The following is a 13,784-nucleotide window of genomic DNA, read 5'->3' as shown; positions in this document are numbered from 1 at the left end:
TTTAAAGCTTCTGCTAGGCTTAATAGTGTCGCCGATGACGGCGAATCCCGCAATAAACAATTATAAGGGTAACACTATGCAAACTTGGAATAATCGGGCCGTGCGAACAGTGCGCGGCGCAGCGCTGGTGCTGCTGGGCAGCACCATGCTGACCGGCTGTTTTGATGGAAGTAGCTCATCATCTGGATCATCTGAGCCGGAACTCAACACAAACCTGTTTCCGGCGGATGGCAAGTTGGAAGCAACCATAAGGAGAACGGAAGGGGGCGTACCCCATATCAAAGCTGACAACCTGAAGTCAGCGGCATTCGGGCATGGTTACGCGCAGGCGCAGGACAATGTTTGTCTTTTAGCTGAGGCGGTGGTTAAGGCTCGGAGTGAGCGGGCTAAGTATTTTGGGCCTGGTCCTGATGCAGGATTCGGTGTTGGTTTGAATGTCGTTACGGACTTTAGTTATAAAGCTCAAAAAATATACAGTGGCGCTGAAACAGAACTGCCAACGCTCAGTAGCGAAAGTCGCGCCTTGATAGAGGGGTTTGTTGAGGGATATAACCGCTATGTCACCGAAACGGATCCGGGAACATTCCCTGCAGAGTGCAAAAGCCAGGAATGGGTCAAATCTATTACGCCGACTGATCTTCTAGCCCATTATCGGATAGTCGGCCAGTACGCCAGCGGAAATTCTTTTGCCACCGGCGCAGCCTTCCTCGCGGTTCCTCCGGGTGTAAGCCCTGCGCCAACTCCGGTTGCAGCTCTTACCGGCGCTAGCGATCAGATTGAAAAGTTACAACAAGATGTTATCGATACAGCCTTAGCTTCTGCTAAGTCCGTTCAGGATTTTACGGATACAGGCCTGGCGAGTAATGCCTGGGGCATCGGGAAAACCATGACAGAGAAGGGTCGCGGTGCGCTGCTGGCCAACCCTCACTTCCCGTATACCGGCCATCGTCGCTTGTATGAAGTGCAGATGACCGTACCGGGTTATATCAACGTTCACGGCGCCGGTCTGCTGGGCACTGCCATTCCACTGATCAGCTTCAACGAAAATCTTGCTTGGTCACACACCGTGACTACCAGCCGTCGATTCACTTGGTATGAGCTGGTGCTGAAAGACGGCGATGACCTTACGTATGTGAAGGACGGTCAAGAAAAACCAATCACCGTTGAAACATACCAGATCGAAGTGAAGATGCCGGGTATGCCGGAACCATTGGTGCTCGAACGGGACTTTTACCTCTCGGAGTATGGCCCGATGATTGCGGCAAATGCCGTCAATTCGCAATTGCCAGCCTGGGGAGGCAATGGAGCCCTGAACGCAGGTAAAGCTGTTGCGATGACCTATCGCGATGCCAACGCCAACACGGGTGGCCTGCTGGACACTTGGCTGCAGATGAGCCTCGCAAAAAATCTATCTGAGTTCCAGAATGTATTTAAAAACTGCGGTTCGACGCTTTGGACAAATACCACCTACGCCGATGACCAAGGCAACGCGTTCTATATAGATAGTAGCTCCGTACCAAACCTTTCGGACAAGGCCGCTGCGCTGGTTAATTTAAGGCGGTTGCAGCCTTCCTACGCTGGGCTGTTTGATCAGGGAGTTACACTTCTGGACGGTAGCAAGTCTATCGAGGATTGGGTTGAAACCCAGTGTGGCGGATTGACACCCTACGACCAGAAGCCAAAGCTGTTGCGTACCGATTGGGTTCAGAACTCTAACAGTAGCCACTGGGCAACCAATCCCGCCGAATTCCTGACAGGGTATTCGCCACTTTACGGCGACGAGAAAGCACCCATTAATGCCCGTACTCGTTTGGGGATAAAGATGCTTCAGAACCCCATGGAAACTGGCTTCCCCTCGGCTCCTCTTGTCGCAGGGCAGGATGGCAAGTTTAGTGCGGAGGAGATCGTTGGCGTTATCTGGAATAACCGTGCCTGGTACCCAGAGCAGTTGCTACCGGAGCTTTTGGAGCGCTGTAACGACATCGGCAGCACGCCAGTCGACGGCCTTGATCTCACCGCGTGGTGTCAGGCTCTCGATAGCTGGGATGGGCTCTATAATCTTGATAGCGAAGGCGCGCACATCTTCAGGGTGTTTATGGCTAACTACCTAGATGACATAGACGCTGATCTGACTAAGCCATTCAGCCCCGCAGATCCTGTCGGGACACCTGCGTTACCCAGCCAGCAGGGCGCAGGAACGCCTAGTGACACTATGCTTCTTGCCCTCTCTGCAGGGGTGAGTTCGCTTAAGTCTCAGAGCATACAGCCAACAGCGGCTCTGGGGACTCTCCAGTACTATCGTGCATCTGGCGATGCGGTACCGGGCCCCAGTGGAACACCGTCCTTTCAGATGCTCGGAATTCCCTGGCATGGTGGCGATGGCAATATTGATGGCGCGTTCAACGCCGTTGGCGTTTACACCGGTGACGTTGCGGAAGACACACGATTCCCTCGAATTGCACCCAAGACAATTCCTAAAACTGCCGGGCTTTCTGATGGCAGTGACGGAGTTGATGGCTGGTTGATGTCCAGAGGAACGAGCTGGCACTTCGGGCTTGAGTTTACAGACAATGGCCCAGAGGCTTATGGACTTGTGAGCTACTCACAGTCTTCAGATCCCATGTCGCCTTATTTCAAGGATCAAAGCGAGATGTACTCCAACAAGACGTACAGAAAGCTGCCCTTCACGGAAGGCGAGATCACCGCGAGCTTGGTTACCAACGGAGAGACGACGATCAGTAACCAGTAATCAGATTGGAACTGTAGTTTAAGGAAAACAGATAGAAGTCTGGCCCCAAGGACGGGGCTGGCAACATCCCATTTGAGCACACCCTTACGACACTTTGTAGTCTCAGTACCCGCCGCCTCTAGCGCAATCCCTGCCTGTAGGTTGATCAGACCTGCTTGCCGCAGTTTCGATGTTAATTGGGTAGAGATGGTTTGCCAGTGATTTTCTGTGTCGCTGCCCCTTGTATTGCGCTCCATTGTCGGGCCGTCTGGAGTTTATAGTTCTAACACACGCTCAACCACTTTCGCCTGGCATACTTTATCTTGTGCCAAATGCAACGAACCCCGGAAGGCCGGGGTTCGTTGGTATTCTTGTCCCCCGAATAGCTCGCGGCTTGGTTGCTTACAGCTGTCTATCAGTTCTGATCAAGTGCTTTATCGATCGTCAGGCTAGCGCCAAGCGAAGCTTGAACTGCTTGGGAAGCATCACCAGGTATCCCCGGCCCGCTTAAAGCCGCAGCTGTTTGTGTAACCATCGCGCTGAATGCGACGCTGGTATCTGCCGCTCCGCCAGGGCAATTTGCATTAGGTACAAGCGGTGCTACAAACGTGCCGTGATTTGCCTCGGCGCATGGGTTGGTACCAGCGAAGAAGCTCGCAGCTGGCATAGCGCTGCCTGTTGGCGTGCTTGTGTCGATAATGCCAAGACCTTCTGATCCATCAGCGAGAGAAACGCCGCCAGCACCCAGATCGATCAGGGCCATGAGCGGCTCAGTTCCAGCAAGTGGTGCAGACAGAGCGTTGCCTAATGGTTCTACGTTTGCTTCATTGGGCACTGTAGCGTCGCCAACAACCTCCGTGATCAAAATATTGGTTGTAGACGCCCCCAGTTCTTTTGCGAAGCTAACCGGGTCGGATGCATCGAGGATGGACTGGAATACGTAGAAGAAGCTCTCAAATTTGGAACTCCCCTGCGTTACACCAGCTGCGGCCAGCCCATTTAGAAGAGAGCTGGAGAGCCCTGGAGAGTTTTCGATCAGGCGAGTGACTTGACCACTGGTGTCGTGGAGAACAACGGAGTTTAGTGTGGGGAAGGTTAAGGGGTTCAAGCCGGCGTCTGTGTAGACCCCGTTGAGTGTTCCGTTCAGGAGTGGATCGTTCGCAAGGGTTGCAAATGCGGTTCCAGAAATGCCGCCGAGCGAGTGACCGACGAAGTTCACCGGTACGCCTGCCAGATCACCTTGGGTGGTCAAGTCACCATCGATATCAAAGGTCTGTATAGACGCTGCAACGTTCAGCAGATCCACAACGCCTTGGCGCAGGTTGTCACGGCTGTTCATCATATTGCCTGGATTGATAAACAAACTGCCTGACGAGATATCAGCTGGATCGGCTGCAACGGGTTCCAGCTGACCATTATTGGTATAGCCGAAATGGCGTTCACCAATATAGTCAGCACCGATGAGAGCGTTTAGCTGAGCCTCAAGCTGTGAGCCAGCAACAACGTCGGGCCCCTGAAGCGCCAGATTTACCTTGGCCGTCAGAGTAGTCTCGTCCAGAGTATCAAGTCCTGGCACGCTGCCATTTGTTGCGCCAGCTAGGCCATGTAGCGGCTGGTCAATGGCAACAACTGTCTGACAGGCACTTTGGGCGAGCAGGATCGCAGGAAGCATGGAAACACTACGATCGACGGTAATGCCGTGCTGGAGAATTGTTACACCATTGGGTTTACCCGCTCCGGCGTTAACGCAGGAGGTTGGTTGCGCGCCAGTCCCATCCAATACTGGGTGAAAGATAACAACCGGTACGGTGGTCGAGGCGTTCTTTTGCGGGAACGGGAAGTAGCCATTCACGTTCAGTTTGCCGTCGATATCGCGCAGGAATGAGAAGATCTTCTCGCCTGGTGCAAGGTTTTCGTTCAGGTCTGTTTCCAGACTCGTGTTACCAGACCAGCTTCCCGTTACGATTCCTGCACCAGATTCTCCTGGAAGGTTCTGGAAGTAGGGTAGAGCGATGGCGCCTTGGGATACTTGTACCTGTTGCGCAGCCTGCTTAATGGAGTTTGCCGCATCCAGACTGCCAATGGTGGCTAGCGTGGTTGCCGATTCTGCCGGGAAGAAGAACGACGGACGAGGAACTGGAATATGGAGAGTGTCTCCAATCTCTGCGGCTATCTCTGCGCCGATCTTGGTGGGAGTGATTAGGGGCTTAATCTGTCCCAGTCGTGTAATCGCTGCCAGTTCAGTGGCTGTGAGTGTGCTGGGGTCAAGCTGACCTAGGCCCAGCGCTTCGGCCTTCGCGGCGATCTCTCCAAGCTTTGTAGTCAACTCTGAGAAGTTCAGAGTCGGGTAGTTGTCCCTGATTACTTTAAGGTTGGCGGTGAAGCCAATCTTTTGACCCAAGGCTGCGCCGAAGTCCCCGGCAACAGGTGCCATCATGGCTCTCAGAACGTCTGTGTCTGAGTTGGTGGTGAATGAGTAAGCAAGCGCCGATTCGGACCCGGTATTGTTGACTGCGAGAAAGCCATTGGCCAAAGCGTTCAAGTTTTGAAGCAGGCTTTTCACGTTCCCCAGGGCAGGATTGCCCAGAGTACCATCCGCCAGCGCAACGTCTTGAACCGAGCGAGCAATTGGTTTGCCATTGGCGCCAACAACGTCATCAGTGATAATTACCAGATACTTCTGGCCTTTTTCTAGAGGCTCTAGAGGCACAACACGAACTGCGTTGTTGCTACCACCATCAAGGCTTACAACATCGGCTCTGAAGTTAGGTTGCGCGAATCCCAAGCCCTGACCGAAAGGGTTGGCTGCAACAATGCTGCTGGGGTTCGTGTTTGGTAGGGCTAGGGGCGCAGACGCTAAGGCTGGGCCTACGTTCAGTGGCACCAAAAATACCGTTGCATTGGCCATAACTGAGGCCGGATTTAGCGTGCCGTCAAATTTCAGGCTGAATGCGCCGGACGTGGAGAACCCCGAGAGGCGGTTGACTGCATCGTCTGCGGGTGTTTTGCCGGTGGACAGCCCTGTGAAGTCAAAATTGGCGCTTTGCGTCGCGCCCAGCAACAGAATCAGATCCGAGTTAATCGGGAATGCTGCATTTTCCCCAGCTAGTGGATTCGGGTTGTAGAAGGGCCGCACCAAGCTGCGATCAATGGTCGTATCCTCAATCTGATAATCCGGATTAGCATTACCCCCCTCATCAGCGCCACTAAGGCAGCCTGTTAGCCCAAGGGAAGACGCCACGGCAAGACTTATTAGAGTTTTCTTGAACATGGGTGGAACCTTTTCCTGTTGTTGTATCGTTATGTTCGGCAACTAACGGGGCCGGTCTGATGCGGTAAACCCGATGTCAGTGGCCTGTTCTGCTGTAACGGTTGTTTGAAATTGTAGCCAGCGCTTGAAGCCAATTTCTATACCTAGGACTATAGCGCCACTATTGCCAGTGTTGATCAGCCAAAAGTGTGATTCTTGCGGTTTGCATCCTCCACGCACAAAGGGGGCTCGGCCTTAATGCAAAATAGTTGGCCATGGGCCGTTTGTCGAGCCTTAGCAGGCAATGGTGTTATTTGAAGTTCGAGAAATCCGGTTTGCGCTTTTGCATGAAGGCGCCGAAAGCTTCGGCCGCTTCTGGTGATTTCAGGCGTTCTACAAACAACTCCCCTTCGGCCAGCATGGTGTCGGTAAGCTCTTTGTGAGTAGGGCCGCTCAGGAGCGTTTTGGTGGCCCGGATGGCGGCCGGTGGCTGGCTGGCGAGCTTCTGGCAGGCTTCCAGGGCCGCAGTTTCCGTGTCGGCTGGGTCACACACGCGGTTAATCAGCCCAAGGCGATAGGCGTCGTCTGCACTGAAAGCTTCGCCCAGCATGAGTAGCTCTGCAGCCCGTACCCGGCCAATCCAAGAGGGCAGCAACAGGCTGGAGCCACCTTCAGGGCACAGCCCTAGGTTGGCGAACGGCATCTGGAAGCGTGAATTAGTGCCCGCAAAAACCATGTCGCAGTGCAGCAGCATGGTGGTGCCAATGCCTACGGCTGGCCCATTTACCGCGACAACAACTGGTTTGGTGGCGTTGGCTAAAAGAAACAGAAAGCGGCCCACGGGTGTTTCTGTGAAGGCGCCCTTTAGGCCGCTGCCGCTGGCAAAATCGCTCAGGTCGTTACCGGCGGTAAAGCATTCTTCGCTGCCGGTAAACAGTATGCAGCGAATGTCGGCATCTGTTTCTGCCTGCTCAATCGCGTCACCCAGTGTGGTGTACATAGCGTGGGTGAGAGCGTTCTTGCGCTCTGGGCGGTTGATGCGAACAGTCAAAATCTGGTTGTTAATGTCGGTAAGAACAAGGTCTGTCACGGTCTCTCCTTCAGTGCTTTATAAGCTGCTTCCTAAGGTGTTTTTATCATTTGATTAGGATGATACCTTTTTCCCGGCGTTTGTTAAGAAAAGCTTCGCCTTCTGTCGGATCCCGCGCTCTTTCGATTTTCTGGTAAACTGTGCCTCCTGTTTTGACCATACCTTCATAACGATACCAACCTGATGAGGCGCCTATGACCACCGTAATCCGCCAGGATGACCTGATTGAAAGCGTAGCGGACGCGCTGCAGTTCATCTCCTACTATCATCCGAAAGATTTTATTCAGGCTGTTCACGAGGCTTATCTGCGGGAAGAGTCTCAGGCGGCCAAAGATGCCATGGCACAAATACTGATCAACTCGCGCATGTGCGCCCAGGGCCACCGGCCGCTGTGCCAGGACACGGGCATTGTGACCGTATTTGTAAATGTTGGCATGAACGTGCAGTGGGATTGCGCGATGTCACTGGACGACGTGATCAACGAAGGTGTGCGTCGCGCCTATAAGCAGCCAGATAACGTGCTGCGTGCGTCGATTTTGGCCGACCCGGATGGTAAGCGTGAGAACACCGGAGACAACACGCCGGCGATTATCCACTACAAGATCGTGCCGGGCGACACGGTTGAAGTGCAAGTGGCAGCTAAGGGTGGCGGTTCTGAAGCCAAGTCCAAATTTGCCATGTTGAATCCGTCTGATTCGGTGGTGGACTGGGTGTTGAAAATGGTGCCGCAAATGGGCGCTGGCTGGTGCCCGCCTGGCATGCTGGGTATTGGTATCGGCGGAACTGCCGAGAAGGCGATGCAGATGGCGAAAGAGTCGCTGATGGATCCTATCGATATCCACGATCTGCAGGCGCGCGGTGCATCGAACCGTGCAGAGGAACTGCGCCTTGAGCTTTTCGACAAGGTGAATGATTTGGGTATCGGTGCCCAGGGCTTAGGTGGTCTCACCACTGTTCTGGATGTGAAGGTAATGGATTATCCCACCCACGCGGCGAACAAGCCGGTGGCGATTATTCCGAACTGTGCCGCTACTCGCCACGCGCACTTTACGCTGGATGGCACTGGTCCATCTCTGCAAACGCCGCCGAGCCTAGACGACTGGCCGGAAATTACCTGGGAAGTGGGTGAGGGCGTGCGCCGAGTAAACTTGAATACGGTTACGCCGGAAGATGTAAAAGACTGGCAGCCGGGTGAAACCGTTCTGCTGTCTGGCAAGATGCTGACAGGCCGCGACGCCGCGCATAAGAAGATGGTCGATATGATCAACAACGGCGAAGAGCTGCCGGTGGATCTGAAAGGCCGCTTCATCTATTACGTGGGCCCGGTTGATCCGGTACGCGAAGAAGTGGTTGGCCCCGCAGGCCCCACCACGGCAACGCGCATGGACAAGTTTACTCACACCATGCTGGAGAAAACCGGCCTTACCGGCATGATCGGCAAAGCCGAGCGCGGTCAGGCGGGGATTGACGCCATCCGCGAATTTGGAGCGGTGTATCTGATGGCGGTGGGCGGCGCTGCGTACCTGGTGTCAAAGGCCATCAAGCACGCAGAGGTGGTCGCTTTCCCAGAACTGGGTATGGAAGCCATTTACGAGTTTGATGTGGTAGACATGCCAGTGACGGTCGCGGTGGATTCCCGAGGTACGTCTGTGCACCAAACAGGCCCCGCCGAGTGGCATGAGAAGATCATTGCTGCCAAGGCGGTCTGAGGTTAAGTAAATCGTTAGCTCGAGCAACTGATATTCAGGTGTTTGCCCCAGTCTGGCGGCAATGCAGCGTATCTTTCATGCTCGGGCTGTTCGTCATACGGTTTTTCCAGAACTTTGATCAGCTCCTTCATGGGCTCGTAATCGCCATTCTGCGCTTCTAAAATCACTTGGTGCGCCAGATAGTTCCGCAAAATGTATTTGGGGTTTACCCTGCGCATCTCGTACTCACGCTCATCGCGGGCACGGGTTTCTTGTTCTAGCCGCTGTGCATAGCGCGCCAGCCATTTATCCACCACTTCACGATCCACAAACAGATCCCGCACGGGTGCGTGGCCGTGGTCGTACAGGCTGGAGAGTGCGCGGAAGAAAGCTGTGTAATCGGTATGCTGCTCGTTGAGCATGCTGAAGGTATCCATAATCAGGCTCAGATCCCCTTCGTCTTCTTGCATCAGGCCGAGCTTGTCTCGCATGTTTTGTAAAAAGCGCCCGTTGTAGGCGGCTTCATAACGCTGCAAACCGTTGCGAATAGTGTTTTCGTCCATAATCGGCAGCAGGGCATTAGCAAGATACTGACAATTCGCAAAGCCTACCTGGGGCTGGCGGTTATAGGCGTAGCGGCCGCCTTGGTCGGTATGGTTGCAGATGTATCCGGCATCAAAATCGTCCAGAAACGCGAAAGGCCCATAATCGAAGGTATCGCCGATGATCGACATGTTGTCGCTGTTCATCACGCCATGGCAGAAGCCTACGGCTTGCCAGTCGGCAATCAGGCGGGCGGTGCGCTCCACCACTTCTTCAAACCAGCGGGCATGGCGTTCCTCTTCTGCTAGCTGGATCAGGTGTGGGAAGTGAAGAGCTATAACGTGCTCAAGCAGCGTTTTTACCGCTTCCGGGCCTTCGTGGTTTGCAGCAAACTCAAAGTGACCAAAGCGGATATGGCTCTGGGCAACGCGCACCAGGGCTGCGGCGGTTTCGATGGATTCCCTGCGTATCGGGTCCCGTGCGCTAACCATAAACAAGGCACGGGTGGTTGGAATGCCCAGCCCGCTCATGGCCTCGCTGCACAGGTACTCGCGAATGGTTGAGCGTAGCACCGCCCGGCCATCGCCAAAGCGGGAGTAGGGTGTCAGGCCGGCGCCTTTTAGGTGCCAATCCCAACGGCGACCATCGGGGCCTACGGTTTCCCATAAAAGAAGGCCACGGCCATCACCCAGTTCTGGGTTGTAGCCGCCAAACTGATGGCCGGTGTATTTCATGGCAACGGGGTCCATGCCTTCGAGCAGTTCCGTGCCACCGCCAATTCCGGCCCAGTCGGCTTCGTTGGTAACATGAAACCCCATGTCCTGCGCCAGCTTGTGGTTGAAGCAGACCATTTTTGCGTCTTTAAGTGGCGTGGGCTGCACGCGAGTGTAGAAGCTGCCTGGGAGTTCTAGGTAACGATGCTCTACACGAAAATCGTTGCTGCTCATAAATTGCTTATACTCCCAGTTGATACGAATTCTGCTGAATACTTAATTAATTGATCCATCAAAGATGGGAACCTTAACTTGTCTAGTAGTGAGCTTAAACCAACCATACCGCCCCTAAAACCCAGAATACTCCTGCTCTCCGCCTATGACGCAGGCAGCCATAAACGCTGGAGAGAGCAGTTGGTGGTCAGCCAGCCAGAATTTGAGTGGCATGTGCTTGCTCTGTCTCCACGGTTCTTCCGCTGGCGGATTCGCGGTAACGCGCTGACCTGGCTGAGCGAGCCGCTGCTGAAGGAGAGTTGGGATCTGCTGCTGGTGACGTCTATGGTCGACTTGGCCTCGATCCGGGGCTTTCATCCGAACCTGGCCCATACGCCGGCGCTTCTGTATATGCATGAAAATCAGTTTGCCTATCCGGCGTCTGATGCGCAGCACAACAGCATTGACCCTCAAATGGTGAACCTATACAGCGCCCTTTCTGCCGAGGCTGTTCTATTCAACAGCGACTGGAATCGGCGGAGCTTTCTTGAGGGTGTTGAAAAACTCTTCCGGCGATTGCCCGATGGTATCCCGGAGGGAACCCTCGAACGCCTCGCCGCAAAATCTCGGGTTTTGCCGGTCCCCATCGATGATCATGTGTTCCTCAACAAAGAAGGACGCCAGAACCTTGCGGCGGGTGAGCGTTTATGGGGTAACGGCCTTGAGTCTAGGCCTTGCTCATCGCCGCTAAGGATTGTGTGGGCAGCTCGCTGGGAATATGACAAGGGCCCCGACAGGCTGCTCGCGATTTTGCAGGAACTTGATCGCAAGGCGATGAGCTACCAGGTGTGTGTTCTTGGTGAGAGTTTCCGAAAAGTACCTGAAGCCATGACAACCATCCAACAACAGTTTTCCCACCGACTGGTTCAGTTTGGGTATGCTTCAAGTCGCACAGAGTATTACGAGTGGTTGGGCAGTGCGGATGTGATTCTTTCAACCGCGTTACATGAGTTTCAGGGGCTGGCGGTGCTTGAGGCAGTGGCCGCTGGCTGTGTGCCCATTGTGCCCGAAAGGGAGGTCTATCCGGAGCTGTTTGCACCAGAATACCTGTATCCGGATTGTGGTGACGATATTCCCGCCGAGGCGGCCCTCGCAGCGGCGTTGATTGAAAAGCAGGCTGTGAAAAGCCATGGTGAGCGATTGATGGTGCCAGATGTACAGCGCTTCAGCCTTGACGCATTGAGCCCGATATACAAGACGATGCTGTCGGAAGCGATCACCAGATTATGAAAACATTCTCATTACAACCGCCCAGTCACATGGGGTATCCTGACTAGATATTCATGACTGAACACTCGATTCATGACTGGACACCCAAAAGTGCCGAGATCTAATACATGATGAAAGCAATCAAGGTAACCGGTGACTCCCTCACATGGGAGGACTGCGCGAGCTATGAAGAATTGCCGGCAGATCACGTAGCGATTGATGTTGTCTGGACTGCCGTTAACCGTGCCGATCTGATGCAGCGTGCCGGTGTTTATCCATCGCCCCCGGGAGCCTCAACCATACTCGGACTGGAAGTCAGCGGTCGTATCGCTGCGGTTGGCGGATCCGTAACAGGCTTCGAGCTGGGCGATGAAGTGTGTGCGCTGCTTACGGGCGGCGGCTACGCCACTAAGGTTGCGGTTCCTGCGGCTCAGGTGTTGCCTGTTCCCAAAGGGTTTTCGCTGGAAAAAGCTGCGGCTATTCCTGAAGTGTTTGCGACCGCTTGGCTGAACCTTTATCAGGAGGCCGATCTGCAGCCTGGCGAGAGGGTGCTATTGCACGCCGCAGCCAGTGGCTTGGGTACCGCCGTTATTCAGATTGCGACGGCGTTTGGTAACCCAGTATTTGCAACCGCCGGCGATGAAGAAAAGCTGGAAGTGTGTCGCAAGCTAGGCGCGACAGGCACTTGGAACCGAAACGACGGCTCTTTTGTGGATGCAGTAAAGAGCTGGGGCGGTGTGGACATGGTGCTGGACCCGGTCGGCGGAAGCTACATTCAGGACAATCAAAAAGTTCTGAGCGCCGATGGCCGAATTGTTCTGATCGGTCTTATGGGGGGGCGGTTTGCGGAAGTCGATCTGGGGCTGATGTTGATGAAACGCCACAAGCTGATCGGCTCTACGTTACGGTCCCGCTCCGTCGCGGACAAAGGGCGGGTATTGCAGGATTTGTACCGTCACGTTTGGCCATTGCTGGTTGCAGGGCAGATTGAGCCTTTGATCGACAGCTCCTGGCCTATTGAGCAGGTTGAAGAAGCTATGGCTTACGTGGCGGAGAACAAAAACACCGGAAAGGTTCTTCTCAAAGTAGGAGAATAACTTTCTCGGTGCTTGGTGCAGGGTTCTAGATGCTAGATGCCGTTTGCCTTAATCGGCGATGTGCACCAGTTGCTTGCCGAAGTTTTTGCCGTTCAGCATACCCTTGAAGGCCTCAACTGCGTTTTCGAGGCCTTCAGCAACCGTTTCACGGTATTTGATCTGGCCTGAAGTAATGCGGCTGGTAAGGATATCGGTAATCTCTTGGTGCCTGTCTTGCCACTCGGTTACCAAGAAAAAGCGGTGCTCTGGAACCGGGTCGAGGCGCTTGAGAATATCGAACGGCGTCTCTACTTTGTCTGTGCTCTTGGCATTGTAAGCCGAGACAAAACCGCAAATGGGCACCCGTGCCCCAGGGTTCAGAAGTGGAGCAACGGCGCGGGTCACGTCGCCACCTACGTTCTCGTAGTAGATATCTATGCCGTCTGGGCAGGCGGCTTTCAGATCGGCTTCCAGGTTGCCCGCCTTGTAATCCACGCACGCATCAAACCCGAGTTCATCAACCACGTAGCTGCATTTTTCCGGGCCACCGGCAATACCGACTGCCCGGCAACCGTTGGTTTTGGCGGTTTGGCCAACAACCGTGCCCACAGGGCCGGAGGCAGCAGAAACCACCACCGTTTCACCGGTTTTGGGTTTGCCTACATAGGTTAAACCGCAGTAGCCGGTGCGGCCTGGCATACCGGCAACGCCAAGATACGTCTGCAATGGAACACCTTCTATCTGCTGGATCTTGTAAACCATCGGCGCGTCTGCCGGGAAGGTTACATATTCCTGCCAGCCCGAATAACAGGTGACCAAGTCACCGACTTTCAGCTTATCCGACCGGGATTCCACAACCCGCGCTACGGTCTCGCCTGCGATGGGTTCATCAATGGCGATGGGGTCCATATACCCTTTAGCATCGTTCATGCGTGGGCGCATGTACGGGTCTAGAGACAGCCACAGCACCTGCGCAACAACTTCGCCCTCTGTGGGCTCGCGCACCGGGCGCTCTTCCATAACCAGATCGCCTTCCTGGATTTCGCCGTTGGGGCGTTGCTTCAGCACAATGGCACGATTTTGATATTGGCTCATGGTATTCCTCCCTACCTATATAGTTGCGTAACGAAACCAGATTAGCGTGCAGCAGAATTGTGTTGTGGTCAACCTCTCATGTTTTGCGCGGTTCTGCACAGTGGGGTTACATTCCGGAA

8 protein-coding genes are annotated in these 13,784 nt (G+C 54.4%); 4 read left to right on the top strand and 4 right to left on the bottom strand.

Features of this window, described 5'->3' with window-relative positions; translation table 11 throughout:
- The first annotated feature begins 76 nt into the window (after positions 1–76).
- Positions 77–2,749, top strand: coding sequence for a penicillin acylase family protein (locus CPH80_RS08680; protein ID WP_096276963.1), 2,673 nt, complete (start codon positions 77–79; stop codon positions 2,747–2,749).
- Between the two features lie 394 nt (positions 2,750–3,143).
- Here the strand turns inward: CPH80_RS08680 and CPH80_RS08675 are convergent, their stop codons facing one another.
- Both CPH80_RS08675 and CPH80_RS08670 read right to left on the bottom strand, forming a co-directional pair.
- Positions 3,144–5,999 carry an MECDP-synthase gene (locus tag CPH80_RS08675; protein ID WP_096276961.1) on the bottom strand — a complete coding sequence of 952 codons (2,856 nt, stop codon included), beginning with the start codon at positions 5,997–5,999 and terminating at the stop codon, positions 3,144–3,146.
- Between the two features lie 289 nt (positions 6,000–6,288).
- Positions 6,289–7,068 carry an enoyl-CoA hydratase gene (locus CPH80_RS08670; protein WP_096276959.1) on the bottom strand — a complete coding sequence of 260 codons (780 nt, stop codon included), beginning with the start codon at positions 7,066–7,068 and terminating at the stop codon, positions 6,289–6,291.
- A gap of 194 nt (positions 7,069–7,262) precedes the next feature.
- Here CPH80_RS08670 and CPH80_RS08665 point away from each other — a divergent pair, with 194 nt between their 5' ends.
- Positions 7,263–8,777 carry a fumarate hydratase gene (locus CPH80_RS08665; RefSeq protein ID WP_096276958.1) on the top strand — a complete coding sequence of 505 codons (1,515 nt, stop codon included), beginning with the start codon at positions 7,263–7,265 and terminating at the stop codon, positions 8,775–8,777.
- A 14-nt stretch (positions 8,778–8,791) separates the two neighbouring features.
- Here the strand turns inward: CPH80_RS08665 and CPH80_RS08660 are convergent, their stop codons facing one another.
- Entirely contained in the window at positions 8,792–10,246 is a 1,455-nt protein-coding gene (locus CPH80_RS08660; RefSeq protein ID WP_096276956.1) for a protein adenylyltransferase SelO, read from the bottom strand.
- A 78-nt stretch (positions 10,247–10,324) separates the two neighbouring features.
- On the opposite strand from CPH80_RS08660, the gene CPH80_RS08655 reads away from it, so the two are divergent.
- Together CPH80_RS08655 and CPH80_RS08650 are read left to right on the top strand one after the other, a co-directional pair.
- On the top strand, positions 10,325–11,515 hold the full coding sequence (locus CPH80_RS08655; RefSeq protein ID WP_227520414.1) for a DUF3524 domain-containing protein: 1,191 nt from the start codon (positions 10,325–10,327) through the stop codon (positions 11,513–11,515).
- A 107-nt stretch (positions 11,516–11,622) separates the two neighbouring features.
- On the top strand, positions 11,623–12,591 hold the full coding sequence (locus tag CPH80_RS08650) for an NAD(P)H-quinone oxidoreductase (protein ID WP_096276954.1): 969 nt from the start codon (positions 11,623–11,625) through the stop codon (positions 12,589–12,591).
- A gap of 48 nt (positions 12,592–12,639) precedes the next feature.
- Here the strand turns inward: CPH80_RS08650 and CPH80_RS08645 are convergent, their stop codons facing one another.
- Complete coding sequence (locus tag CPH80_RS08645) at positions 12,640–13,665, bottom strand: NADP-dependent oxidoreductase (protein ID WP_096276952.1); 1,026 nt, start codon at positions 13,663–13,665, stop codon at positions 12,640–12,642.
- Positions 13,666–13,784 lie beyond the last annotated feature (119 nt).

It is taken from the genome of Marinobacter sp. LV10R510-11A (assembly GCF_900215155.1).
Taxonomy (GTDB): domain Bacteria; phylum Pseudomonadota; class Gammaproteobacteria; order Pseudomonadales; family Oleiphilaceae; genus Marinobacter.
Note: the sequence above shows the minus strand (reverse complement) of the source record. Positions and strands in the feature narration are given on the sequence as shown.